The following is a 26079-nucleotide window of genomic DNA, read 5'->3' as shown; positions in this document are numbered from 1 at the left end:
GACAGAGCGGGCGGTTGGGGGCCGGCGCGGTCAGTGCGGCTTTCGCGTTCATACGGCGTTCGCGTTCCTCTCGGCGGCCTCGACGACGTTGGCCAGGAGCATCGCCCGCGTCATGGGCCCCACGCCCCCGGGCATCGGCGCGAACCATCCGGCGACCTGGGCGGCGTCCGGGTGCACATCGCCGGCCAGCCCCTGGTCGGTGCGGGTGATACCGACGTCCAGGACGGCGGCGCCGGGGCGCAGCATGTCCCGGGTGATCAGCCCGGGCGAGCCGGCCGCCGCGACGACGATGTCCGCCTCGCGGGTGTGCCGGGCCAGGCCCTTGGTTCCGGTGTGGCAGAGGGTGACGGTGGCGTTCTCGGACCTGCGGGTGAGGAGCAGGCCGAGGGGGCGTCCCACGGTGATGCCGCGTCCGATCACGCAGACCCGCGCACCGGCGAGCGGCACCTCGTAACGGCGGAGCAGTTCGACGATGCCGCGCGGGGTGCAGGGCAGCGGGGCCTCGACGCCGAGGGTGAGCCGGCCGAGGCTGACGGGGTGCAGTCCGTCGGCGTCCTTGGCCGGGTCCATGCACTCCAGTACGGCGTTGGCGTCCAGGTGGCGCGGGAGCGGGAGCTGCACGAGGTAACCGGTGCAGTCCGGATCGGCGTTCAGCTCGTCGATGACGTCCTCGACCTGCCGCTGCGTGGCGTCGGCGGGAAGCTCCCGACGCAGCGAGGCGATCCCCACCTGAGCGCAGTCCCGATGCTTGCCGGCCACGTAGGCACGGCTCCCGGGATCGTCACCGACCAGGACGGTCCCGAGGCCGGGCGGACGCGCACCGTTGGCGGTCAACTTGGCGACGCGCTCGGCGAGTTCACGGCGGATGGCGGCAGCGGTCGCCTTCCCGTCAAGCACCTGTGCGGTCACGGACGGCACTCCTTCCAAGAACCCGAGCCGTAGCGCCCCTGAAGGGGCGCGGGGCTGTGTCGATATGCGGCTCCGCCGCGATGGGGGTCCCTCCCGCTCGAGCGAGGCCGAGAGTGGGGGAGCGACCAGCCACCACCCACCCGAGGCCGCCCGACAACCCGTCCGGGCACCCCCTTTCGAACCCCTCACCCACGAAGACGGGACATCGTCGGATCGAACAACGGCTCCTCGGCCACGACCGCCTCGACGCGCTGGTCGAAGTACCCGATGTGCAACGTGGCCCCGGGCACCGCCGACTCCGTCGGCAGCCACGCGTAGGCGATCCCCTTGCCGATCGTGTAGCCGTACGCCGCGCTGGTGACGTAGCCGACGGGCCGGTCGCCGTCGTACACCGGTTCCTTGCCCATGACGACCGCCCGCGGGTCCTCGATGGTGAGGCAGGTCAGCTTCCGCCGTACGTCGGCCTTGCGGCGTTCCAGCGCGGCCTTGCCGATGAAGTCGTCCTTGTCGAGCTTGACGGCGAAGCCGACGCCGGCCTCGTACGGGTCGTGCTCGTAGGTCATGTCGGTGCCGAAGGAGCGGTAGCCCTTCTCCAGGCGGAGGCTGTTGAAGGCGCCGCGCCCGGCGATGACGCCGCCGAGCGGCTGGGCGGCGGCCCAGAGGGTGTCCCAGAGTTTCTGGCCGAGGTCGGCCGTGGTGTACAGCTCCCAGCCGAGTTCGCCGACGTACGACAGCCGCATGGCCGTGACGGGGACGGAGCCGATGTGGGCGCGCCGGGCGCGGAAGTACTTCAGGCCGTCGCCCGAGAAGTCCTCGTCCGTGAGCGGCTGGAGGACCTTGCGGGCGAGCGGGCCCCACAGGCCGATGCAGCACGTGCCGGGGGTGATGTCGCGGACCTGGACGGTGCCGTCGGCGGGGAGGTGCCGGGTGAACCAGTCGAGGTCGAGATTGCCGTTGGCGCCGACCTGGAAGACGTCGCGGGCGAGGCGGGCGACCGTGATGTCGCTGCGGATGCCGCCGTCGTGGTCCAGCAGCAGCGTGTACGTCACCGAGCCGACGGACTTGGCGACCTTGCTCGTGACCAGTCGCTCCAGGAAGTCGGCGGCACCGGGGCCGGTGACCTCCAGGCGCTTGAGGGCCGTCATGTCGTACATCGCGACGGTCTCGCGGGTGGCCTGGGCCTCGGCGCCGACGATGGGCGACCAGTACCGCGCGGCCCAGTCGTTCGGGGTCGGGATGCTGCGGCCCTCGACCAGCCCTGCGTTGGCCTCGTACCACTGCGGGCGCTCCCAGCCGTTCGCCTCCAGGAAGACGGCGCCGTGCTCCCGCTGGCGGGCGTGGAAGGGGCTGGTGCGGATCGGGCGGGGCTTCCCGGAGGGCTGGAGGGGGTGGAGGATGTCGTAGACCTCGACGAAGTTCTGGCAGTCGCGGGCCAGGACGTACTCCGGGGAGAGCTGGTGCGGCTCGAAGCGGTTGACGTCGCACTCGTGCAGGTCGAAGGAGGAGCAGTAGCCGTCGACCAGCCATTCGGCTACGGCCCGGCCCACGCCCGCCGAGTGCGTGACCCAGACCGCCTCCGCGACCCAGAAGCCCTTGACGTCCGGGGACTCACCGAGGAGCGGGTAGCCGTCGGTGGTGAAGGAGAACAGGCCGTTGATGCCCTCCTCGACCTTGGCCTCCGCCGTCGCGGGCAGCAGGGACTGGGTCTCGGTCCAGGCGTCGGCGAAGTCCTCCTCGGTGAACTTCAGGACCGACGGCATCGTGTCGGCCTCGTCCACGGAGAGGATGTCGTCGGCGGAGATGGGCATCGGGCGGTGGCCGTAGGAGCCGATGCCGATGCCGTCGAAGCGGTCGCGGTAGTAGAGGTCGGCGTCCTGGTGGCGCAGGATCGGGCGGACCGCCTCCTCGGTCTGGCCGGCCAGGGCCGGGACCGGGCCGGTCCAGGCGAGCTGGTGGGCGAGCGGGGTGAGCGGGAGGTTCATGCCGACCATGCGGGCGATCCTCGGGCCCCAGATGCCGGCGCAGCACACGACGATGTCGGCGGGGATCTCGCCCTGGTCGGTGAGGACGCCCGTCACCTCGCCGTCGGTGTGCAGGACATCGAGGACCTCGTGGCGGGCGAGGAAGTTCACGCCGCGCTCGGTGGCCCGGCGGATCTGCGCCTCGACGGCGAGGACGGCCTTGGCGAGGCCGTCGGTCGGGACCAGGAGGCCGCCGAGGACCCTGTCGCGGTTGACCAGCGGGTGCCGCTCGACGCATTCGTCGGCGCTCAGCAGCCGGGACTCGATGCCCCAGGCGGTGATCCAGCCGTGGCGGCGGTGCAGTTCGGTCAGCCGCTCGGGGGTGGTGGCCACTTCGAGGCCGCCGACCTGGAGGAAGCAGGGCTCGCCGTCGACGTCGAGGGAGCAGAACTTCTCGACGGTGTAGCGCGCCAGCTCCGTCATGGTCTTGGACGGGTTCGTCTGGAAGACCAGGCCCGGGGCGTGCGACGAGGAGCCCCCGGTGGCGGGGAGCGGGCCCTGGTCGACCACGGTCACTTCGGTCCAGCCGCGCGCGGAGATCTCGTCAGCGAGTGCCGCGCCCACGACGCCCGCTCCGATGATGACCACTCGGGGTCCCGCCATCGCCGCACCTCCGATTGAAAACCAGTCCAGCCGGTTCAGTTGCTGTGTGCGCAACATGGTTCAGGTTGCGCAACTCAATGTGCCTGCCTCGGGGAGGGAGTGTCAAGGGGTCCGCGACCCGAGGAAAACGGGCCCGAACACGGCGATGCCCGGTGGGCGGCGCGCACCTGCGCACGCCGCCCACCGGGCATGTTCGACCGCCTACCGGCCCCGGGTCACTTGATCCAGGCGTCGACCTTGGCGCGGTTGGCTTCGACCCACTTCTTGGCCGCCGCCTCGGGCGTCATCTTGTCGACCGCGATGTACTTGGCCACCGTGTTCTGGTCGTCGTTCGTCCAGGTGAAGTTCTCGACCAGGTCATAGGCCGGGCTGCCCGACTTGGCGAACTTGGTGCTGACGATCTTGTCGAGCTTGTACACGGGGTAGTCGCAGGCGACCTTCTCCGCGTCGGCGTCACAGCCCGCCTTGTACTCGGGCAGCTTGATCTTGACCAGCGGCACCTCGGCCATGAACCACTGGGGCTCGTAGAAGTAGCCGATCACCCATTCCTTGTCCTTCTCCGCCTTGCGGAAGGCCTGGATGAGGGCGGTCTCGCTGCCCGCGTACACCACCTTGAAGTCCAGCTTCAGGTTCTTCACCAGGGCCTCGTCGTTGGTGACGAACGACGGGTCGCCGTCGAGGAGCTGGCCCTTGCCCCCCGACTCCGATGTCCGGAACTTGTCGGCGTACTTGTCGAGGTTGTTCCAGTCGGTGATGTCCGGGTGCTCCTTGGCCAGCCACGGCGGCACGTACCAGCCGATCAGGCCTTCGTTGCCGGTCGCACCGGCCTCGACGGCGGTCTTCTGGTCGGTGATGTACTTCTTCTTGAGGTCGTCGTGGCCCCAGTTCTCGATGACGGCGTCGACCTCGCCCGTCCCGAAGCCCTGCCAGGCGATCTCCTCCTTCAGGTCCTTCTTGGTGACCTTGCAGCCGAGGTCGTTCTCCGCGACGTACGCGACGACCGCCGCGTTCGCCTCGTAGCCCACCCACGGGTTGACGGCCAGGTTGAAGGTGCCGCACTTGGCGGAGTCGCCCGAGCTGTCCGCGTCCGTGGAGCTGTCACCGACCTTCGCACCGCCGCAGGCGGTGAGGGCGAGGCCGAGGACGGCCAGTCCGGCCACGCCGGCTCTCCACTGTCGTACCTGTGTTGCCATGGTCAGTTGCTCCTTATGCGCTCACGCGTCGCGCGGCGGCCTGAGTGATCCGGTCGAACATGACTCCGAGAAGGACGATGGCGAGCCCCGCCGCGAGTCCCTTCCCGTACAGCTGCCCCTGGGAGAATCCGGCCACGACGTCGTAGCCGAGGGCGCCCGCTCCCACCAGGCCGCCCACCACGACCATCGACAGTACATAGATCAGGCCCTGGTTGGTGGCGAGCGTCAAAGCACTGCGTGACATGGGCAGTTGAACCTTGGTGATGATCTGCCAGGTGTTGCACCCGGCGGAGGTGGCCGCCTCGACGGTGGCAGCGGGCACGGCCCGCACCCCGTCCGCGATGATCTTGATGGCCACCGGTGCGGCGTAGACGATCGCGGCGACGATGGCCGTGAACCGGGTCGCGCCGAACAGTGCGAGGAACGGTACGAGATAGACGAACGGCGGCATGACCTGCGCCGCGTCCAGGGTGGGCCGCAGCAGCCGGTCCACGAGCGCGCTGCGTCCCATCCACACGCCGAAGACGATGCCCAGCACCATCACCAGCACCGTCGCGACGAGGGTCGACGCCAGCGTCGTCATGCTGTCCGACCACAGGCCCGTGCCGAGCAGCAGACCCACGCACACGGCCGCGGTGACGCCCGCGCGCCAGCCTCCGAGCACCGTGCCGAGCGCGATCAGCACCGCGGCGACGAGCCACCACGGGGAGTCGGTGAGCAACGACTGGAACGGGTTGAGGAGGCCGTTGGTGATGGCGTCGCGGAAGGCGTTGGTGAGACCCGAGAGGCTGTCCTGCACCCAGGTGGTCGTGGTGTCCGCCGCGCGCGCGATGGAGGAGCCGACGCCGCCCTCGCCGGGGAACTCGGCGGCCCACACGTAGGTGTGCGACATGTAGACGAGAACCGCCGTGACCACACCGCCGGCGGCCAGCAGCGGCCGCCGCCAGGTGACGAACCGGCCGTCCGCACGCCGGGCCGACTCCTCCCGCGCGCTGGCGGCGGTGGTGACCCGGTCGAGGACGATCGCCATGACGACGATGGCGAGGCCCGCGTTGAAGGCCGTGCCCACGTCGAGCGACTGCAGGGCCTGCAGGACGGTCTTGCCGAGGCCGGGCGCGTCGATCAGCGCCGCGATGGTCACCATGGCCAGGGCGGCCATGATCGACTGGTTGACGCCCATCACCACGGTCCGCTTGGACATCGGCAGCAGGACCTTCAGCAGCGCCTGCCGGCGTGTCGCACCGAGCGATTCGGCCGCCTCGGCCGTCGTCTCCGGCACCGACCGGATGGCATGCGCGGTGATGCGGATCGCGGGCGGCGCCGCGTAGATCACGGTGGCGATCGTGGCGGAGGCGCCCCCGATGAGGAAGAACAGGGTCAGCGGGGCGAGGTAGACGAAGGTCGGCATCGTCTGCATGAAGTCCAGGAACGGCGTCACGAACCGGTTGAACCGCTCGGACAGCCCCGCCCAGACGCCCAGCGGGATCGCGAACAGCAGCGCCACGAACACCGCGGAGAGGGTGAGCGCCAGGGTGTCCATGCTCTCCTGCCACAGGCCCTGCAGCCCGAAGAAGGTGAAGCCGGCCACGGCCAGGAGGGCGACCCGCCAGTTGCCGACGGCCCAGGAGACGTACCCCGCGATGCCGACGACGCCGAGCCAGCCGATCTGCGGGAGGGGACGGTCGGCGGAGGGCTGTGAGATCAGTTCCTGGATGAAGGTCACCAGGGTGTCGATGACCAGACGGATCTCGTTGAAGAAGTACAGGAAGAGCGGGTTGGAGTTCCGGTTGGCGCCGATGGAGTCGTTGAGGTCGTTGATCCACCGGTGCAGATCCGTGAGGTCGGCGGCGGCCAGGGTGAGGGTCTGCTTGCCGCGCAGCACGGCGAAGAGCACCAGCCAGGCGATCAGGATCGCCGCCACCACCGTGCCGCGTCCGACGCGGCGCACGCGGGCGGCGGTCGAGGTGGCCGCGGGCGCGGAGTCCGCCTTCCGGGGTGGTTCCGGCTTCCGCGGTTGGTCCTGTTTCTCCACGGCGACGGTCATCACACGCCGCCTTCCTGCCCGGCGACCACCGCGAGGATCTCCTCGTCACCGACGATGCCGAGCAGTTCACCGTTCTCGACGACCTTGACCGGCTTGTCGGCCGCCAGCACCGCCCGGGTGGCCTCCCGTACCACGACGTCCGGGCCCAGCTCGGGGCCGTCCAGGGCGTCGCCGTCCTCCAACGGGCGCATGATCCACCGCAGGGTGAGCACGTCGCCGCGCGGGACGTCCTTGACGAACTCACGGACGTAGTCGTCGGCCGGGGCCCCGACCAGCTCGTCGCCGGTGCCGCACTGGACCATCTTGCCGTCGCGCATGATGAGGATGCGGTCGCCGAGCTTGAGGGCCTCGGAGAGGTCGTGGGTGATGAAGACCATGGTCTTGCCGACCTCGTGGTGCAGCCGGATGACCTCGTTCTGCATGTCGCGGCGGATCAGCGGGTCGAGCGCCGAGAAGGGTTCGTCGAAGAAGAGGACGTCCGGGTCGCCGGCCAGCGCGCGGGCCAGGCCGACACGCTGCTGCATACCGCCGGAGAGCTGGTCGGGGTAGGAGTTCTCGTATCCGGAGAGGCCGACCAGTTCGACGACCTCCAGCGCCCGCCTGGTGCGTTCGGCCTTGCTCATGCCGCGGATCTCCAGGCCGAAGGCCACGTTGTCGACGACGCGGCGGTGGGGCAGCAGTCCGAAGTGCTGGAAGACCATGGAGAACTTACGGCGCCTGAGGTCGCGCAGGCGTTTGGCGTCCGCCTCTCGGATGTCCTCGCCCTCGAAGACGATTTCCCCGGCGGTGGGTTCGATCAGTCGGGTCAGACATCGCACCAGCGTGGACTTGCCGGAGCCGGACAGACCCATGACGACGAAGACCTCGCCCCTGCGGACGTCGAAGTTCACATCGCGCACGGCGGCGGTGCATCCCGTACGGTCCATGAGTTCTCGACGGGTGAGGCCGCACAATTCCTCGGACTCCGGCACCCGGTCGGCCTTCGGCCCGAACACCTTCCACAGCCGGCGCACGGATATGACCGGAGTACCGTCCGAGTCCTCGGGGGTGCTGCGCCGCTGCGGCGCCTCGGTCTGTGTTGGGGTCACGATCGACCTCTTCTCGGCATTCAGCCGCGGAACCAGTGTTGCGGCCGGGGTTGGATGTTCTGCCAGATGTGTTTGGGCTCTCGGTACTCGTTCAGGCCGGTCGGTCCCAGCTCCCGGCCCACGCCCGAATGCCCGAAGCCACCCCATTCCGCCTGCGGCACATAGGGGTGGTAGTCGTTGATCCACACCGTGCCGTGGCGCAGTCGCCGGGCGACGCGCTGGGCCTTGCCCGCGTCCTGCGTCCAGAGGGCTCCGGCGAGTCCGTACTCGGTGTCGTTGGCGATGCGTACGGCGTCGTCCTCGTCGGTGAAGCGCTCCACGGTGAGGACGGGCCCGAAGGACTCCTCGTGCACCACGCGCATGTCCTGCCGGCACTCGTCGAGCACGGTCGGCGGGTAGTAGTAGCCGTCCGCGAGGGCCGGGTCGTCGGGCCGGGCGCCGCCGCAGCGCAGTACGGCGCCCTCGGCGACCCCCGCCGCGACGTACGCCTCGACCTTGTCCCGGTGCTGGGCGGAGATCAGCGCTCCGGTCTCGGCCTCGGGGTCGAAGGGGCCGCCGAGCCGGATCTGCCGGGCGCGGCGGACGACCTCGTCGACGAACGCGTCGTGGAGGGAGTCCTCGACGATCAGGCGGGCGCCGGCCGAGCAGACCTGGCCCGAGTGCAGGAAGACGGCCGTGAGGGCGAAGTCCACGGCCGTCTCGAAGTCGGCGTCGGCGAAGATCACGTTGGGGTTCTTGCCGCCGAGTTCCAGCGCCACCTTCTTCACCGTGGCCGCGGCGGTGGCCATGATCCGTTTGCCGGTCTCCAGGCCGCCGGTGAAGGAGACCATGTCGACGCGCGGGTCCTCGGAGAGCGGGGCGCCCACCTCGGGGCCGGTGCCCAGGACGAGGTTGGCGGCGCCGGCCGGGAGTCCTGCCTCCTCAAGCGCCCTCATCAGCAGGATCGAGGTGGAGGGGGTGAGCTCACTGGGCTTGAGGACGATCGTGTTGCCGGCGAGGAGGGCCGGGGCGACCTTCCAACTGGCCTGCAGCAGCGGGTAGTTCCAGGGAGTGATGAGCCCGCAGACACCGATGGGCTCGTAGATCACCCGGCTGACGGCGTCGTCGCGCCCGGTGTCGATCACCCGGCCGGCGTCGGTGCCGCCGAGGCCGCCGTAGTAGCGGAAGCAGGAGACGACGTCGGCGATGTCGTACTCGCTCTCCACCAGCCGCTTTCCGGAGTCCAGCGACTCGGCGCGGGCGAACTCCTTGGCATCGCGCTCGATGAGGTCGGCGGTGCGCAGCAGCAACGCGCCGCGCTCCCGCTCGGGGGTGTGCGGCCAGGGCCCCTCGTCGAAGGCGCGGCGGGCCGCGTCGATCGCCGCGTCGGTGTCGGCGCGCGTCCCCTCCGCGACGGTCGCGGTGAGCGATCCGTCCGCGGGGCAGCGGATCTCCCGGCGGCCTCCGGCCACCGCGTCCCGCCACTTCCCGGCCATATACAGGTCTGCCACTCGCCAAGCCCTTCAGCTGCTGCGTTGCGCATCATGCATTCAATTGCTTGTGGTGGAACACCTTTGCGAACGCCATAGACCTACGTCAAGGGGTTGACTGATGACGATTTCGCCATGAGAGCACTTGCCCGGCCACTCTTGACCGCGAGCGGCACCGAGCCGACCATGTTGCGTATCGCTCACCATGTTGTGCAATACGCACCGACGGAGGCCACCGTGTCTGTTAGGTTCCCTCGACCGCAACCTGGCCGTGAGTACATCCTCACCCTCTCCTGTCCCGACAGCGCCGGACTGGTCCACGCAGTGAGCGGCTTCCTCGTCAGGAACTCGGGCAACATCCTGGAGAGCCAGCAGTTCGATGATCGACTCCAGGGCCGATTCTTCATGAGGGTCCACTTCGACGTCTCGGATCCGGACGCGAACGTGAAAACTCTGCGTTACCGGTTCGGTCCCGTGGCCGAGGCGTACCGCATCTCCTGGGCCCTGAGCGAGGCGGCGACCCCGACCCGGACGCTCATCATGGTGTCCAGGTTCGGGCACTGCCTCAACGACCTGCTCTTCCGCAAGCGCACCGGCGCCCTCAACATCGAGATCCCCGCGATCGTCTCCAACCACCGTGACTTGGAGGGGCTGGCGGAGACCTACGGCGTCCCCTTCCACCACATCCCGGTCACCAAGGACACCAAGGCCGAGGCCGAGGCCCGCCTGCTGGAGCTGGTCCGGGAACTGGACATCGACCTGGTGGTGCTGGCCCGCTACATGCAGATCCTCTCCGACGACCTGTGCAAGCAGTTCGAGGGCCGCGCCATCAACATCCACCACTCCTTCCTCCCCAGCTTCAAGGGCGCGAAGCCGTACGACCAGGCCTACGACCGCGGGGTGAAGCTCGTCGGCGCGACCGCCCACTACGTCACCCCGGACCTGGACGAGGGGCAGATCATCGAGCAGGACGTGGTCAGGGTAGATCACTCGCTCGACCCCGGAGACCTGGTCACCGTCGGCCGGGACGTCGAGGCCCAGGTCCTCGCGCACGCGGTGAAGTGGCACAGCGAGAGCCGCGTCATGGTGGCCGGCAATCGCACGGTGGTCTTCCGCTGAGGAACACGTGATCGCGGGGCGGGACCGGAATCCGGTCCCGCCCCGCGTCGTATACGTCCTCGGGTGCGGCACAAAGGCTGCGCGATCGGGCTGCCCATGGGGGCAGGGCGGCACCACCAGCCCGTCCGGCGTGTGAGGACGAGGCCGTTCAGGCCGAAACGGGGGGCTGGGGGCGCAGCCCTCAGGGACGGGACGGGTAGGGGCGGCGGGGGCGACATCCCAGAGCTCAGCCCCCGAGCCGCTCCAGCACGGCACGGCGCCACGCCTCCGTCTCGGCGATCTGGTTGAACGTGAACAGGTGCAGCCCGGCCACCCCCGCCGAAGTCCCGGTGAGCACCCCCTCTGAGCGCGCCAACAGCCTCTCCGGCGAGTAGCCCCCGGGCGCCGCGAACCGCAGGAACCACGACGCGTGCTTCGTCAGGAACCGCGTCGACTCGCCCACGCCGATCTTCGTCGCCATGGACAGCAGCTTCGCCCGCTGCACGGGACCGGCGACGCCGACGTACACGGGCAGGCCGATGCCCCGGCCCCGGATCCGGACGATCCACTCCCCCAGCACACGCGGGTCGAAGCACAGGTTGCTCACGAGGTACGTGGCGTGCTCCCGCTTGTCCCACATGGCCTGGACCGTGACGTCGTCGTGGATGAGCGGATGGCTCTCGGGATATCCGGTGACACCGACGTGCGTGAAGGGCCCGCCCAGCTCGCTCAGCCTGCGGAGCACCGGCAGGGCACCCTCGTAGCCTCCGGCCGGCGGGTCGGCGTCGCCCGCCGGGACGAAGACGTCGTCCACGCCCGCCTCCCGGAGCCGGTCGACGACGTCCTTCAGGTGCGCGTCGTCCCGCAGCAGCCGCGCGGGCACATGCGGGACGACACGGTAGCCGTGCGCCGCGAGCCGGGCGGTCAGGTCGAGGGTCGGTTCCAGGCCCTTGACCGGCGACGCCGTCACGGTGACCACGACGTCGCGCGGAACATGGGCGAGGACCTTGTCCTCGGTCGCCTTCGCGGGCAGCACCTCGTAGCGGACGCCGCGCAGCAGCGCCCGAAGCCCTGTGGTGCCCAAGGTCTACCCGGCCTGACTCTGCGCGTCACGGTGGCGGTAGTACACGGCCGTCGACGGCGCCTGCGGCTCCTTGCCGAGGATCAGGTCGGCGGCCTTCTCGGCGATCATCATCACCGGCGCGTAGATGTTGCCGTTGGTGACGTAGGGCATCACCGACGCGTCCACGACGCGCAGGCCCTCCACCCCGTGCACCCGCAGGCTGTCCGGGTCGACGACGGCCATCTCGTCGGAGGAGGGGCCCATCTTGCAGGTGCAGGACGGGTGCAGTGCGGTCTCGCCCTCCTTCGCGACCCAGGCGAGGATCTCCTCGTCCGACTCCACCTTCGGGCCGGGCGAGACCTCCCCGTCGTTGTAGGGGGCCATCGCGGGCTGGTTGAGGAGCTTGCGGGCCACGCGGATCGCCTCGACCCACTCGCGGCGGTCCTGCTCGGTGGAGAGGTAGTTGAACCGCAGCGCGGGGTGTTCGCGCGGGTCCTTGCTCTTGATCTTCACCGAGCCGATGGCGTCGGAGTACATGGGCCCCACGTGCACCTGGTAGCCGTGGCCGCCGGCCGGCGAGGAGCCGTCGTAGCGGACGGCGATCGGCAGGAAGTGGAACATCAGGTTGGGGTACTCGACGTCCTCGTTGCTGCGGGCGAACCCGCCGGCCTCGAAGTGGTTGGTGGCGGCCGGGCCCTTGCGGAAGAGCCACTGCAGTCCGATGAAGGGGGCACGCCACTTCGCCATGTACGGCTGCATGGAGACCGGCTGCTTGCAGGCGTACTGGACGTAGACCTCCAGGTGGTCCTGCATGTTCTCGCCGACGCCCGGGAGGTCGTGGACGACGTCGATGCCCAGGGCGCCGAGTTCCTCGGCGTTGCCGACGCCGGAGAGCTGCAGCAGTTGCGGGGAGTTGATCGCGCCGCCGCTGAGAATGACCTCCTTGGCGCGGACCTGGTGGAGCGCGCCGCGTCCGCGCCGGTATTCGACACCGACGGCCCGCTTGCCCTCGAAGAGGACGCGGGTGACGAGGGCGCGGGTCCTGACGGTGAGGTTGGGCCGCTTCATGGCGGGCTTGAGGTACGCCTTCGAGGCCGAGAGCCGGCGTCCGCGGTGGACGTTGCGGTCGAACTTGGCGAAACCTTCCTGCCGGTAGCCGTTGACGTCGTCCGTCGGCGCGTAGCCCGCCTCCTGGGTGGCCTTGAGGAAGGCGCCGAAGAGGGGGTTGGTCGCGGGGCCGCGTTCGAGGACGAGGGGGCCGTCGTGGCCGCGGAACTCGTCGTCCGGGTCGGCCGCGAGACAGTTCTCCATGCGCCGGAAGTACGGCAGACAGTGCGCGTAGTCCCAGTTCTCCATCCCCGCGTCGGCCGCCCAGCGTTCGTAGTCCATGGGGTTGCCGCGCTGGAAGATCATGCCGTTGATGCTGCTGGAGCCGCCCAGCACCTTGCCGCGTGCGTGGTAGACGCGTCGGCCGCCCATGTGCGGTTCGGGCTCGGACTCGTACTTCCAGTCGTAGAACCGGCTGCCGATGGGGTAGGTCAGCGCCGCGGGCATGTGGATGAAGACATCCCACGGATAGTCGGACCGGCCGGCCTCCAGCACCAGCACCCGGTTCGCCGGGTCCGCGGAGAGTCTGTTCGCCAATGCACAGCCGGCCGATCCGCCGCCGACGATGACGAAGTCGTATTGCAAGGAAGCCATGGTGCCTCGTCTCGCTCGCGCCATAGATACGCGAGCATGCTAGTCCGGTAGCGCTATACGCACCAGGTTGCGCGCATCGCAACTTGCAAGGTCATTGTTTCGACGCCGTTACTTGCAATGGTGTTGTTTACTACGCGTATAGTTTCACTGTGAGCAACTACAGCAACGACACAGAAACCTCGAACTCGCAGGCCGGCGGAGTGCAGTCGGTGGACCGCGCCATCAGCGTCCTGGAGATCCTGGCCCAACGGGGCGAGGCGGGCGTCAGTGAGGTAGCCGCAGAAATCGATGTTCACAAGTCCACCGCCTTCCGCCTGCTCGGCGCCCTGGAGACACGCGGGCTGGTGGAACAGGCGGGCGAGCGCGGCAAGTACCGCCTCGGCTTCGGCATAGTACGCCTGGCCGGCGCGGTGACGGGCCGTATCGACATCACCCAGCAGGGCCGCCCGGTCTGCGAGAGCCTGGCCGAGGAACTCGGCGAGACCGTCAACATCGCGGTGCTGCAGGAGCACTACGCGGTCAACCTCTACCAGGTGCGCGGCCCCGGGGCCGTGACCGCGCAGAACTGGGTCGGCCAGCTGACCCCACTGCACGCGACCTCCAGCGGCAAGATCCTGCTGGCCCATCTGCCCGCCAAGGACCGCGCCGCCCTGATCGCCGAGGCCGGCCTGAAGAAGGTCACTCCGCACACCATCACCGCGAAGACGAAGCTGGAGAAGAACCTCGCCGAGGCCCGGGAGGCCGGCTACGCCTGGGCGCGCGAGGAGCTGGAGATCGGCCTGCACGCCATGGCCGCTCCGATCCGCGATCGGGAGGGCACGGTCATCGCGGCGCTGAGCGCGTCGGGACCCTCGTACCGGCTCACCGAGGAGCGTCTGCACGAACTCTCTCCGGTGCTGCGCAAGGGCGCGGACGAGATCAGCCACCGCATGGGCTACCTGGGCTGACCCGCCCCTTGGCCGCTACTGCGGCTGCCGCATGCCCAGGCGCTCGTTCACCCAGTCGTGGAACGCGCCGATGTGGTGCTCACTCGGCACCAGCACACCGCCCTTGGCATACAACCGTGAGTGCATTCCGGGCTGCGTGCGCTCGCACGCCTCGAAGTCCTGCCGGTTGACCCGGTCGAAGAGCTCCACGGACCGGCTGACGTCCTTGCCGCTGTCGACGACATGCGGAAGGTAGAGCCAGTCGCACTCGACGATCGTGCGGTCGACGGCCACCGGGTACATCCGGTGGAAGATCACATGGTCGGGGACGAGGTTGATGAAGACCTGCGGCCGGACGGTGATCGCGTAGTAGCGCCGGTCCTGTTCCTCGGAGACTCCGGGGATGCGGTCCAGGCCCTCGGAGCCGTCGACGGTGAAGCCCTGCACCTGCGCACCGAACTCCGCGCCGTGCCCGACGTAGTACTGGGCGGCGTAGCCGTCGGCGAACTCCGGGAGCACCTCGGTGAGTTCGGGGTGGATCGTGGCGCAGTGGTAGCACTCCATGAAGTTCTCGATGATGAGCTTCCAGTTCGCCTTGACGTCGTAGACGATCCGCTTGCCGACCGAGAGGTCCTCGACGCCGTAGTGCTCGATGGACTCGACGTCGCCGAGGCGGCTGACGACATCGGCGATGACGTCCTCCTCGAAGGAGGGCGGGTTCTCCGCCAGGCACACCCACACATAGCCGAGCCATTCACGCGTGGCCACGCTCACCAGGCCGTACTCGGTGCGGCCGACGTCGGGCATCTTGGTGAGGTTGGGCGCCGCGACGAGCTTGCCGTCCAGGCCGTAGGTCCAGGCGTGGTAGGGGCACTGGAAGGCCCGCTTGACCTCGCCGCTCTCCTCCGTACAGAGCTTGGCCCCACGGTGGCGGCAGACGTTGAAGTAGGAGCGGACCGAGTTGTCCCGGGCGCGGGTGACGAGGATGCTCTCGCGACCCACGTCGACGGTACGGAAGGCGCCGGGCTTCGCCAGGTCGGACGAGCGGGCGACACAGAACCACATCGTCTCGAAGATGCGCTCCTGTTCCAGGGCGAAGATCGCGGGATCGGTGTAGGAGGAGCCGGGGAGGGTGGCGATCAGGCTGTCCGGCAGGCTGGTCGAGGTCACGGTGCACTCCTCGGGGACGTCGTGGATCGGGCGGTCACGCGCCGGGAAGAGCGACTCCGGACGACGTTGTGTGTGGAGCAACGCTGCGCACCATGCGAAACGACAGCATGAGAGGGCGCATGCGTGGTGTCAAGACGCGGCGGCGAGCTGCTTGCGCCAACGGGTGAACAGCCGCGGCTGGTTCATCCCGAGCACGGCGACCGGACGACCGGCGCGCCGGTAGACCGCCAGGACGTTGCGGTCGTCGGGTGCGCCTTCCTCGACCGTCACACTGTCGGCGTCGGCCGCGTGGCCGGCGAACTGGATCTTCACGCCGTACTGGTCCGACCAGAAGTACGGCGGCCGGGGCACACCCGGCTCCACCGCTCCCCCGGCCAGCAGGGTGGCGACGGCCGCGGCCGGGCGTTCCTGGGCGCCGGTCCAGTGCTCGACGCGACGATGATGGCCGGCCCGGGGGTCGTACCAGGAGGCGCAGTCGCCGACCGCGACCACGCCGGCCAGGCTGGTGCGGCCGTCCGCGCCGCACTTCACCCCGTTCTCGAGGATGACGCCGGATCCTTCGAGCCAGTCGACGCACGGGCGGGCGCCCACCCCCACGACGACGATGTCGGCGGGGATGCTGCGGCCGTCCTCCAGCAGGACGGCGTCGACCTTGCGCTCCCCGCCGAGTCCCTTGACGCCCACGCCGCACAACAGCCGTACGCCGTGGTCGAGATGGAGAGCGGAGACGATGCCTCCCATGGCCTGGCCGAGCGGGCCGGCGAGCGGCGTCGGTGCCGCTTCGACGACCGTCACCTCCAGTCCGAGGGCACAGGCGGTGGAGGCGACCTCGGCGCCGACGAACCCGCCGCCGATCACGACCAGCCGGCCGCCTCGCGCCAGGTCGTCCCGCAGAGCGCGGGCGTCGTCCAGGGTGCGCAGGACGTGGACTCCGGCCAGGCCGTCGGAACCGGGCAGTTGCCGTGCTGCCGCGCCGGTCGCGATGACGAGGCCGTCGGCCCGGATCTCGCCGCCGTCCGCGAGCCGGACCGCACGCCGAGTGCGGTCCAGGCCGGTGGCGCGGGCTCCGAGCAGCCACTCCGCCCGCAGGTCCTCGCCGTCCGTCTCCAGGGCGAGATCGGCTTCGCCGATGCCGCCGGCCAGGAACTCCTTGGACAACGGGGGCCTGTCGTACGGACGGTGGGGCTCGTCGCCGATGACGACCAGCCGTCCGTCGTAGCCCTGCTTCCGCAGGGAGCGCGCCGCCGACAGTCCGGCCAGCGAGGCGCCCACCACGGCCACGGTCCTCACGCGGGACCTCCGGCGAGCCGCGCGGCGACGCAGGGCGGCAGGTTGGGGGCGTCCGTGGACACCCGGACATAGATCATGCCGTCCTCGATCAGGACGTCATGGGTCCGGACCGGGAGCTTGGCCGGTGGAGCGTCGACGGCACCGGTCCTCAGGTCGAACTTCGAAGCATGCAGCGGGCATTCCACCTCGCAGCCCTCCAGCCAGCCGTCGGCGAGCGAGGCGTCCTGGTGGGTGCAGGTGTCGTCGATGGCGAAGAGCTCGCCGTCGTCGGTATGGAACACCGAGACCGGCGGGTCGATGTCGAGCCGGAGGGCCTCGCCTCGCGGGAGATCTGCGAGACGGCACGCGGGAATCATCATGACACCTCGGGTGCGTATAGCGAAACGGATTGCGGTAAGCGCAACAACAGTCTGAGGTCGCCCAGAATCCTTGTCAAGGAGTCCAGGAGCCCGCTTCGGACGGGACCGCCGACCGTCGCCAGGGCAGCTCGAAACGCCCGTACCACCTGCGGAAACAGGCGGTACGGGCGCCGAGCCGAGGATGTCGCGGCGGCGGTCAGAAGCCGCGGTCGAGCCACTCCTGGAGGTGCGGGGCCTCCGCGCCGACGGTGGTCGTCCCCCCATGTCCGGTGTGCACGACGGTGTCGCCGGGCAGCGTCAGCAGCCGCTCGCGGATCGAGTCGACGATGGTCGGGAAGTCGCTGTACGACCTTCCCGTCGCCCCCGGCCCGCCCGCGAACAGGGTGTCGCCGCTGAAGAGTGCCGTCAGGTCCGGCGCGTACAGACACACCGCCCCGGGAGCATGGCCCGGGGTGTGCAGCACGGTCAGCTCGACACCCGCCACCGTGAGGGCCCGGCCGTCGACGAGTTCGCCGTCGGGTGCCCGGTCGGGGTGGGTCTGTTTCCACAGCGGCAGGTCGTCGGCGTGGAGCAGGATCGGGGCTCCCGTGCGCGCGGCGAGTTCGGGCGCGGCGTCGATGTGGTCGTTGTGGGCGTGCGTACACACGATGGCCCGCAGGGTGCGGTCGCCGAGGGCTTCGGCGATGGCGTCGGCGTCGTGCGCGGCGTCGATGACGACGGCCTCCTCGTCGTCGCCGACGATCCACACGTTGTTGTCGACGTCCCAGGTGCCGCCGTCCAGCGAGAACGTCCCCGAGGTGACGAGATGCTCGATGCGGGCGGCCATCAGAGGACCACCACCGAGCGCAGGACGTCGCCCCGGTGCATCCGCTCGAAGGCCTTCTCCACGTCGTCCAGCGCGATGGTCTCCGTGACGAAGGCGTCCAGATCCAGCCGGCCCTGGAGGTACAGGTCGATGAGCATCGGGAAGTCACGGGAGGGCAGGCAGTCGCCGTACCAGGACGACTTCAGCGCGCCGCCCCGGCCGAAGACCTCCAGCAGCGGCAGTTCCAGCTTCATCTCCGGGGTCGGCACGCCGACCAGGACGACCGTGCCGGCGAGATCACGGGCGTAGAAGGCCTGCTGGTACGTCTCCGGGCGGCCGACCGCCTCGATGACGACGTCGGCGCCGAAGCCGCCGGTCAGCTCGCGGATCGCCTCGACGGCATCCGTGTTCCTGGAGTTGACCGTGTGGGTCGCGCCCAGCTTCCTGGCGGTGTCCAGCTTGGCGTCGTCGATGTCCACCGCGATGATCTTCGCCGCGCCCGCCAGGTTCGACCCGACGACCGCCGCGGCCCCGACGCCGCCACAGCCGATGACCGCGACGCTGTCACCGCGTCCGACGTTCCCGGTGTTGATGGCAGCGCCGATACCCGCCATCACGCCGCACCCCAGCAGGCCGGCGGCCGCCGCCGACGCGGCTCGGTCGACCTTCGTGCACTGCCCCGCCGCCACCAGCGTCTTCTCCGCGAACGCGCCGATGCCCAGCGCCGGCGACAGCTCGGTGCCGTCGAGGAGGGTCATCCTCTGCTTCGCGTTGTGGGTGCTGAAGCAGTACCACGGGCGTCCGCGCAGACAGGCCCGGCACTGCCCGCAGACCGCACGCCAGTTGAGGATGACGAAGTCACCGGGGGCGACATCGGTGACCCCCTCCCCCACCGACTCCACGACGCCCGCGGCCTCGTGCCCCAGCAGGAAGGGGAACTCGTCGTTGATGCCGCCCTCCCGATAGTGCAGGTCGGTGTGGCAGACCCCGCAGGCCTCGATCTTCACCAGCGCCTCGCCCGGGCCGGGGTCGGGCACGATGATCGTTTCCAGGCTGACAGGGGCACCCTTGCCCCGTGCGACGACAGCACGGACCTGGTGAGCCATGGCCACTCCTCGGCGGTATCGAGACCTGAGACTGAAGTTGCTTATTGCGGCACGCAGCGCGCGTACCGCAACACAGCATCGTGGAGCGCCGACCGGGGGTCAAGGAGTCGACGGGCAGTACGGCGCGGGGCGTGACCGCGACGGGCCCTGGGGCCCGGCCGCGCCTCACCCACGCTTCGCCCGGGGGCTACGCGTCCCGCACCGTGCCGGGGAGGGCCTGCTCGGCCCAGATGGTCTTGCCCGTGCGGGTGTGCCGCGTGCCCCAGCGCTGCGTGAGCTGGGCGACGAGCAGGAGGCCTCGTCCGCCTTCGTCGAAGGCTCGGGCCCGGCGCATGTGCGGAGCGGTACCGCTGGAGTCCGAGACCTCGCAGATGAGTGTGGTCTCGCGGATCAGACGCAGCTGGATCGGGGAGCCGCCGTAGCGGATGGCGTTGGTGACCAGCTCGCTGACGACGAGTTCGGTGACGAAGGAGACCTCCTCCAGCCGCCAGGCGGCGAGCTGCTCGCAGGCCAGCTTGCGGGCATGCCCGACGAACGCGGGGTCGGCGGGCACGTCCCAGGTGGCGACCCGGTCGGCGTCCAGCGCCCGGGTCCTGGCCAGGAGCAGGGCCACGTCGTCGACGGGGCGGTCCGTCAGCAGGCTCCCCAGAACCCCGTCACAGGTCTCCTCCAAGGGGCGGCCCGTGCCGCAGAGCGCCTGGCGCAGCCGGGCGAGCCCGTCGTCCAGATCGCGGTCGGGTGCCTGGACCAGGCCGTCGGTGTAGAGGGCGAACACGCTGCCTTCGGGCACGTCGAACTCCGCGGTCTCGAAGGGCAGCCCGCCCACGCCCAGGGGTGGCCCGATCGGCAGGTCGAGGAACGCGGCCTCGCCGTCCGGGGAGATCAGGGCCGGTGGCGGGTGACCGGCCCGGGCCATGGAGCAGCGGCGCGAGACGGGGTCGTAGACGGCGTACAGACAGGTGGCCCCGATCTCGCCGGGACTCTCCGCATCCTCGGCCTCGTCCGCCGTCCGCTCGGAGTCCAGGCGCAGGACGATGTCGTCGAGCTGGGTGAGCAGCTCGTCCGGCGGCAGGTCCACGTCGGCCAGGGTGCGTACGGCCGTACGCAGCCGGCCCATGGTGGCGGACGCCTGGACTCCGTGGCCGACGACGTCGCCCACGACCAGCCCCACTCTGGCGCCGGACAACGGGATGACGTCGAACCAGTCGCCTCCGATCCCGGCGCGCGTGCTGGCCGGCTGGTACCGGGAGGCGACCTCGACGGCGGCCTGCCGGGGCGCGCGGTGGGGCAGGAGGCTGCGTTGCAGTTCGAGGGCGATGGCGCGTTCGCGGGTGTAGCGGCGGGCGTTGTCCACACAGACGGCGGCGCGGGCGGCGAGTTCCTCGGCGAGCAGCAGGTCGTCCTCGCCGAAGGGCTCGGGCGTGCGGTGGCGGGAGAGGATCGACAGGCCGAGGGTGATACCGCGGGCGCGCAGGGGCACGGCCATCATCGAGTGGATGCCATGGACCTCGATGCTGCGGGCCCGCTCCTGTGAGCCCGCCGCCCACAGCCCCGCGGTGACGTCGTCGACCTCGTACAGCAGGGCGCGGCCGGTGGTCAGCGCGCGGCCCGGCGGCGATCCTTCGTGGTAGGTGTGCCTGCTCCCGACGGGGACCGCGGCTTCGGGGCAGCCTTCCAGCACGGACCGCTGGGCGGTGCGGCGGAAGACAAGGGGAGCGGCACCGGGCGAGAGAGTGGCTTCCTCGCCGGCGAGCACCGAGTCCAGCAGGTCCACGACGACGAAGTCGGCGAGATGGTCGGTGCACACCTCGGCGAGTTCCTCGGCGGTGCGTGTCACGTCGAGGGTGGAGCCGATCCGGTTGCTGGACTCGTTGAGCATGGTCAGCCGCCGGCGGGCCAGGAACTGCTCCGTGCTGTCGATCGCCGCCAGGCACATGCCCCGGACGTCGCCGGCGCCGTCCTTCAACGGGCTGAGGGACACCAGCCACGCGTGTTCGTGGGTCTCGCCGGGCGCGCGCAGCCATGCCTCGTACGGCATCGGCTCACCCGTTCGCAGTACGCGCTGTACGGCGTCGTCGAGCTCCTCGAAACCCGGGAGCCGACGCATCCCGTCGGCCGACACCCCCACCCGTCGACCGAGCAGGTCCTCCTGCGGCCTGCCCATCACCCCCTCCATCGCGGAGTTCGCGGACACCGCGAGTCCGTCCTGATCGAAGAGCGCGATCGGAACGGGGAGCTGGTCCAGGGCCCACCGCCGCAGCCGCGCGGCCGGCTCCGGCACCGTGGCCGTCAGAAACCACTGGGCCTCACCCGCCGAGCCCAGCAGCGGATGTGCCTCCAGCTCCAGCTCCACGTCGTGGCCGTCCCGGTGCCGCGCGTGGACGGGGCCACGCCAGTCGGCGGGCTCGGCGAGACGGCTGCGGGCCGAGTCCGGAAGGGCTTCGGCCAGCAGGTCGACCGCCCGGCGGCCGACCACCTCCCCGTGCGTGTAGCCGAGCACCCGTCGCGCGCCGGCACTCCACGCGATGACCAGCCCCCTGGCGTCGACCGCGGCCGAGGCGACACCGTGCTCGCCCATCGTTCCTTCTCTCCTACGACCGGAGCCGTCGTCAATGGGCTCACAGATCGACTGCAGGGCACTACTTCCAGGGTTCATTGTGCGCCGGGCACGCCACGCATGGCGCGCGACCATCCGAAACGCCCGGTCCCTACCCTGCCACGCCGCATGCCTCGCGGGCGCTCCCTTGCACCAGCGCCGACAGCGCGACCGAGGGGCGGGAGGGGGCGGGTGCCTCACCCGGCACGGTGCCCTTCGGCGCCGCGCCGGCGGTCCTCGCGCCGAATGGCGCCCGTACTTCCCCCAGTGGACGTACCGCCCGCCCTGCGGGAGTTGAGGGGCGGCAACGACCATCGCGTGGGACCCCGCGCATAATCGATTGCCTGTCGGTGACGGTGGTGGATGCAATGTCCGGCATGATCACCCAGGTGCGCCCGCCAGGGCGAGATGAGATGTACGCGCGCTACCGGGCCCTGCCACTCCGTGATGGGGGCAAGCGGCAGCCGATTGGCCACACGGGAGGCGCCCGCGCATGAGAACGCCATCATCACCTGCTGGAGCGGCGCGAGCTGACGGATCAGACGGATCGTCCGTCCGGATCGGTGTTCTCCTTCCCCTGACCCGGCCCGGCTGGGTCGGGGCGGGCCGACACCTGCTGGCCGGGCTCGAGCTGGCCGTTCACGAGGTCAACGAGGCCGGCGGGATCGACGGAAGGCCCCTGGAGCTGGTGGTCCGGGACACCGCGGCCGATCCGCGGACGGCCGAGGCGGCCGTGGACGAACTGGCTCGCCTGGGCGTGGCCGCCCTGGCGGGTGAGTACCACAGCGTCGTCGCTCGCGCCGCCGCCACCCGGGCCGACGCCCTGGGCCTGCCGTACCTCTGCTCGTCGGCGGTTCTCGACGCGCTCACCGAACAGCCGACGGAATGGGTCGCGCGCCTCTCCCCGCCGCAGTCCCGCGGCTGGCGGGTCTACGCGGACTTCCTCCTCGGCGCGGGCCACCGCCGCATCGCCGTGGCAGCCCAGCCGAGTGTCTACTGGGCGTCCGGGACCCGTATCCTGCGGGACCACCTCGCGGCACGCGGCGGCACCGTCATCGAACTCGACATGAACGCCCTCACCCCCACGGCCGTGTGCGACGAACTCGTCGAGCACCACGCGACAGCCCTCCTCCTGCTGGTCGGCCACCCGGAGCCGGCGGTGTCGATCGTCAAGTCCGTCCGCCACGACCCACGCCTGACCGAGATCCTGATCGGTGCTCCGGCCGGGCAACCGGAGTTCGCCGAATGGGCGACGCTGCTGGGCGACGACAGTGCGGCGATCCCGTTCCTGCGCTACCTGCCCGAGCGCCTCGGCCCCCTCGGCGCACGAGTCGAGACGGCCCTCCGCGAGCGGCTGACCGAAGCGCCCTCCTTCGTCGCGTTCGAGGGCTACGACACGGTCGTCGTCCTCGCCGACGTGCTGCGTTCCCACGGCACGGACGGGACGCACGCCACGGCCCCGGACCGGACGCACATTGCCGCATCCTGGCCGCGCGTCGCGGTCGAGGGCACGCGCGGGCAGATCCGGTTCTCCCGCACGCCAGGCATCGGCGTGTGGCAATGGGTTTGGCCGCCCGTCCAGGTCGTCGATCGGGATCCGGCGGAACCCGATCGCTTCCGGATCCTCCGCACCGGCTGAGAGCACGGAGATTCCTCGTGGAGCGGCTCCACAGGACAGCGGTTCGGCAGGAGGGTGAGGGCACTGTGGCGGAGACGGGGCATGAGCCGGTGGTGGGGCGGGGGGCTCCGCGAGGGCTGTTCGTCGGGTTGTGCACGCTCGATGTGATTCAGCTCGTCGACCACGCGCCGGGGGCGAACGAGAAGCTGACGGCTCGTGAGCAGGTCGTCGCCGCGGGCGGACCGGCGGCGAACGCGGCCGTCGCCTTCGCCCACCTGGGCGGCGCGGCCACGCTGCTCACCGCGATCGGCCGTCATCCGCTGGGGGTCGCCGTCGCGGCGGACCTGGACCGGCTGGGCGTGACCGTGGTGGACCTGGCGGCGGACTCGGTCGAGCCGCCCGCCGTCTCGTCCGTTCTGGTGACCGCGTCCAGCGGGGACCGTGCCGTCGCCTCGACCAATGCGGCGGGATACCGGATCGATCCGCCGGACGATCTCGACGCGTTGGTCGCGGCCTGCGACATCGTCGAACTCGACGGTCACCACATGGAGTTGGCCGTGGCAGCCGCCCGTGCAGCGCGTGCGGCCGGCCGTCGGACCGTTCTGGACGGGGGAAGTTGGAAGGCCGGTACGGAGAGGCTGCTGTCGTCGATCGACGTGGCTGTCTGTTCGCACGACTTCCTCCCGCCCGGCACCGACACGCCGACGAGCACGCCGACGGGGACCCTGCGGTTCCTGCGGGACCACGGGGTCGGCTGGGCGGCGGTCAGCCGGGGCGGGCAGCCCCTCGTATGGGCGGGCCCCGCCAGCGGGGGCGCGGTGGACGTACCCGTCGTACGGGTGGCGGACACGCTGGGCGCGGGTGACGTCCTGCACGGCGCCCTCACCCATGGCCTCGCGGCTCAGGACGACATGACGTCGCAGGACTTCGCCGAGGCCCTGCGCGGCGCCGCCGTCGTGGCCGCGCGGGCATGTGCCTCGTTCGGAACCCGGGCGTGGATGCGGGAAGGCTGAGCCGACACTCAGCCCACGTGCACATGCATGAAGGGGAGGAAGTCCGCCACCAGGAAGGCCACGGGCACCCGGAACCCGGGCCGTCCCGGTCACCGCACCGCACCGCACTCGGTCAGGGTGTGAAGACCTCGTCGAGCCGGTCGATGGCCCCGTCGCCGCCGAGGTGGTAGGTGAAGACCAGGCCGGAGTTCGGGTGTGCCTCGAGCCAGTCGAGGAACTCCTGGACGCCGATGGGCTGATTCTCGGTGCTTTCCACGATGGGGGTGGTGACGGTGATGTTCGCGGCCTGATCCATCGGGATGAAGGTCTCTTCGCCGACTGTCTCGAACGGCGCGCCGTCCGAATCGGGGGTGCCGCATCCCCAGTTGCCGTGCTTGACGATCAGGCTGAGGAATCCCCCTTCCGGGGTGTAGCGGTAGACCGCGATCTCGTCGGGGGAGATGGGCATCTTGTGGTCGCAGTCGTCGGCGTCGCCGTCCGCGCCCACGGAGGGCGACGCCGTGGGGGCCGGTGACTTGGAGGTGACCGGAACGCCCCCAGCGGTCTTGCCCCCGCCGCCCGGGTCCTTGGAAGCCGCCGCGCCGGGCTTCTTGCCCGTCGTGTCGGCCGACGCCCCCGTCTTGTCCTTGGTGCCGCTCGTCGCCGACGCGGTCGCCTTCGCGTCACTGTCGGCACCACCCGTACCACCGCCACCGGAGCAGCCCGTGAGACCCAACGCCCCTGCGGCGCATACGCTCAACACGGCTGCCTTGACGGCGCCCGGTCTGCGGCGGCTCTTCCTCGGCGTCAGGTTCATGATGCGTCCCCCATCGTGGGTGTTCGAGGTCTCCGTGAGCCTCGTCGGCTCGGGAGGAAGGGACGAGTTTCAGCCGTCGGCAGTTGCACGCCCTGGCCAGATTGTGCACGTTGACTTCTACGGCATACACGGCGACTCAGCCATGTCGGGCGTCACGCCCTCGGTCGGCGGTGCGGGGCCGGTCCGCGGCTTCGCGGTCCGGCCCCGCCGCGGGACTCACGCCTCGCAGGCGCTCTTCGTGTCACTCGTGTCGGCGGTGCACGTGTCGGAGTTGGTGCCCCCGTTGAGGGAGTCGTTTCCGAACACGCCGTCCACGGCGTCGAGGGTGTCGTTGCCGGCCCCGCCGCTGTGGGTGTCGTTGCCGGCGCCGCCGACGAGGGTGTCGTTGCCCGTTCCGCCCACCAGGAGGTCGTTGCCCCCGAAGCCGGACAGGATGTCGTTGGCCGTTCCCCCGGTGAGCGTGTCGCCGGACGGGCTGCCGTAGACGATCTCGACGTCCATGAGGACGTTGTCGCCCTCCCCGCCGATTCCGTCGTCCGCGGCGTTGTCGATGTCCACGACGACGCCGGAGCCGCTCTCCAGGTAGCTGGCGATGTCGCTGGTGCCGCCCCCGCCGCTGAGCCGGTCGGCGCCGGTGCCGCCGATGAGCAGGTCGAAGGTGACGCCGCCGTTCAGGGTGTCGTTGCCCGCGCCGCCGTTGAGGATGTTGCTGCCGGGGCTGGGGCCGCCGTTGATGACGTCGTTGCCGGACTCGCCCTTCAGGTCACCGCGGACGTTTCCGGTCTTGGTGATGATGTCGTTGCCGTCACCGGCGTTGACCACGACCGTGTCGTTGTTGAGGTTCACCGGGCAGGCCACCGAGCCGTTGCCCTGGACCGAGCATCCGACACCGGCGGTCAGGGTGTCGGAGGTGTCCTGGATGACGACGCTGCTCCCGGACAGGCTGACCGTGATGTTGTTCGCGCGGCCCGCCGCCGCGTTCACGACCACGTTGGTCCCACTCTTGAACACACCGGTGGCCGCGCTCGCGGACCCTCCGGTCAGGGTCACCGCGGAACCCGCCATCGCCGTGACCACCAAGACCCGGAGTAACGCTTTTCTGCCCATGGGCTCCCTCTCGCTCGCGTGAATCGACCTGGCCGCGCACCGCCGGTGCGTCGAACCGGTTCTACGGTGTCAGGCGATCCCGGGCGGTACATGGGGGCACGACC

Annotated in this window: 20 protein-coding genes; 4 read left to right on the top strand and 16 right to left on the bottom strand. The window is 70.3% G+C overall.

All coding sequences use genetic code 11. The features are described 5' to 3' along the window. Positions 1 to 48: 48 nt before the first annotated feature. From OG202_RS45180 to OG202_RS45155, 6 genes are all read right to left on the bottom strand, one after another. Entirely contained in the window at positions 49 to 909 is an 861-nt protein-coding gene (locus tag OG202_RS45180; protein ID WP_328224601.1) for a bifunctional methylenetetrahydrofolate dehydrogenase/methenyltetrahydrofolate cyclohydrolase, read from the bottom strand. A gap of 185 nt (positions 910 to 1094) precedes the next feature. Further along, positions 1095 to 3533 (bottom strand): GcvT family protein, encoded by a 2439-nt coding sequence (locus OG202_RS45175; protein WP_326573761.1) that lies wholly within the window; start codon positions 3531 to 3533, stop codon positions 1095 to 1097. 215 nt (positions 3534 to 3748) lie between these two features. Then, complete coding sequence (locus OG202_RS45170) at positions 3749 to 4726, bottom strand: ABC transporter substrate-binding protein (RefSeq protein ID WP_326573763.1); 978 nt, start codon at positions 4724 to 4726, stop codon at positions 3749 to 3751. Between the two features lie 13 nt (positions 4727 to 4739). Further along, positions 4740 to 6770, bottom strand: a complete 2031-nt coding sequence (locus OG202_RS45165; protein WP_326573765.1) for an ABC transporter permease — start codon at positions 6768 to 6770, stop codon at positions 4740 to 4742. Beyond that, on the bottom strand, positions 6770 to 7858 hold the full coding sequence (locus OG202_RS45160) for a quaternary amine ABC transporter ATP-binding protein (RefSeq protein ID WP_326573766.1): 1089 nt from the start codon (positions 7856 to 7858) through the stop codon (positions 6770 to 6772). Before OG202_RS45160 ends, OG202_RS45165 begins: the two co-directional genes overlap by 1 nt. Positions 7859 to 7878: 20 nt before the next feature. Next, on the bottom strand, positions 7879 to 9348 hold the full coding sequence (locus OG202_RS45155; RefSeq protein WP_328224600.1) for an aldehyde dehydrogenase family protein: 1470 nt from the start codon (positions 9346 to 9348) through the stop codon (positions 7879 to 7881). Positions 9349 to 9564: 216 nt separating this feature from the next. Between OG202_RS45155 and purU the strand changes: the two genes are divergently transcribed. Beyond that, a complete protein-coding gene (gene purU, locus OG202_RS45150; protein ID WP_326573769.1) occupies positions 9565 to 10446 on the top strand; it encodes a formyltetrahydrofolate deformylase in 882 nt (293 codons plus the stop codon). 226 nt (positions 10447 to 10672) lie between these two features. Here purU and OG202_RS45145 read toward each other — a convergent pair whose 3' ends face one another. Beyond that, entirely contained in the window at positions 10673 to 11509 is an 837-nt protein-coding gene (locus tag OG202_RS45145; protein ID WP_326573771.1) for a 5,10-methylenetetrahydrofolate reductase, read from the bottom strand. A gap of 3 nt (positions 11510 to 11512) precedes the next feature. Next, on the bottom strand, positions 11513 to 13189 hold the full coding sequence (betA, locus tag OG202_RS45140) for a choline dehydrogenase (RefSeq protein WP_328224599.1): 1677 nt from the start codon (positions 13187 to 13189) through the stop codon (positions 11513 to 11515). Positions 13190 to 13389: 200 nt separating this feature from the next. Between betA and OG202_RS45135 the strand changes: the two genes are divergently transcribed. Next, positions 13390 to 14136, top strand: a complete 747-nt coding sequence (locus tag OG202_RS45135) for an IclR family transcriptional regulator (RefSeq protein ID WP_326585484.1) — start codon at positions 13390 to 13392, stop codon at positions 14134 to 14136. Between the two features lie 15 nt (positions 14137 to 14151). Here the strand turns inward: OG202_RS45135 and OG202_RS45130 are convergent, their stop codons facing one another. The 6 genes from OG202_RS45130 to OG202_RS45105 form a co-directional block, all read right to left on the bottom strand. Continuing rightward, complete coding sequence (locus OG202_RS45130) at positions 14152 to 15285, bottom strand: aromatic ring-hydroxylating oxygenase subunit alpha (protein ID WP_326573775.1); 1134 nt, start codon at positions 15283 to 15285, stop codon at positions 14152 to 14154. A gap of 129 nt (positions 15286 to 15414) precedes the next feature. Beyond that, entirely contained in the window at positions 15415 to 16575 is a 1161-nt protein-coding gene (locus tag OG202_RS45125) for an NAD(P)/FAD-dependent oxidoreductase (RefSeq protein WP_327726325.1), read from the bottom strand. Continuing rightward, a complete protein-coding gene (locus OG202_RS45120) occupies positions 16572 to 16934 on the bottom strand; it encodes a bifunctional 3-phenylpropionate/cinnamic acid dioxygenase ferredoxin subunit (protein ID WP_326573779.1) in 363 nt (120 codons plus the stop codon). Before OG202_RS45120 ends, OG202_RS45125 begins: the two co-directional genes overlap by 4 nt. 196 nt (positions 16935 to 17130) lie before the next feature. Beyond that, entirely contained in the window at positions 17131 to 17760 is a 630-nt protein-coding gene (locus tag OG202_RS45115; RefSeq protein ID WP_326573781.1) for an MBL fold metallo-hydrolase, read from the bottom strand. Next, entirely contained in the window at positions 17760 to 18845 is a 1086-nt protein-coding gene (locus tag OG202_RS45110; protein WP_326573783.1) for an S-(hydroxymethyl)mycothiol dehydrogenase, read from the bottom strand. The genes OG202_RS45115 and OG202_RS45110 overlap by 1 nt, the downstream gene beginning before the upstream one ends. Positions 18846 to 19032: 187 nt before the next feature. After that, positions 19033 to 21423: a SpoIIE family protein phosphatase gene (locus tag OG202_RS45105; RefSeq protein WP_327726326.1), complete on the bottom strand. Its 2391-nt coding sequence runs from the start codon at positions 21421 to 21423 to the stop codon at positions 19033 to 19035. Positions 21424 to 21934: 511 nt separating this feature from the next. On the opposite strand from OG202_RS45105, the gene OG202_RS45100 reads away from it, so the two are divergent. Further along, positions 21935 to 23080: an ABC transporter substrate-binding protein gene (locus OG202_RS45100; protein WP_405895921.1), complete on the top strand. Its 1146-nt coding sequence runs from the start codon at positions 21935 to 21937 to the stop codon at positions 23078 to 23080. A gap of 65 nt (positions 23081 to 23145) precedes the next feature. Continuing rightward, positions 23146 to 24072: a PfkB family carbohydrate kinase gene (locus OG202_RS45095; RefSeq protein WP_327726327.1), complete on the top strand. Its 927-nt coding sequence runs from the start codon at positions 23146 to 23148 to the stop codon at positions 24070 to 24072. 112 nt (positions 24073 to 24184) lie between these two features. Here the strand turns inward: OG202_RS45095 and OG202_RS45090 are convergent, their stop codons facing one another. After that, complete coding sequence (locus OG202_RS45090) at positions 24185 to 24868, bottom strand: hypothetical protein (RefSeq protein ID WP_328224598.1); 684 nt, start codon at positions 24866 to 24868, stop codon at positions 24185 to 24187. A gap of 216 nt (positions 24869 to 25084) precedes the next feature. After that, on the bottom strand, positions 25085 to 25933 hold the full coding sequence (locus OG202_RS45085) for a calcium-binding protein (protein ID WP_328224597.1): 849 nt from the start codon (positions 25931 to 25933) through the stop codon (positions 25085 to 25087). Positions 25934 to 26079: the final 146 nt, after the last annotated feature.

It is taken from the genome of Streptomyces sp. NBC_00310, from assembly GCF_036208085.1.
Lineage (GTDB): Bacteria > Actinomycetota > Actinomycetes > Streptomycetales > Streptomycetaceae > Streptomyces.
Note: the sequence above shows the minus strand (reverse complement) of the source record. Positions and strands in the feature narration are given on the sequence as shown.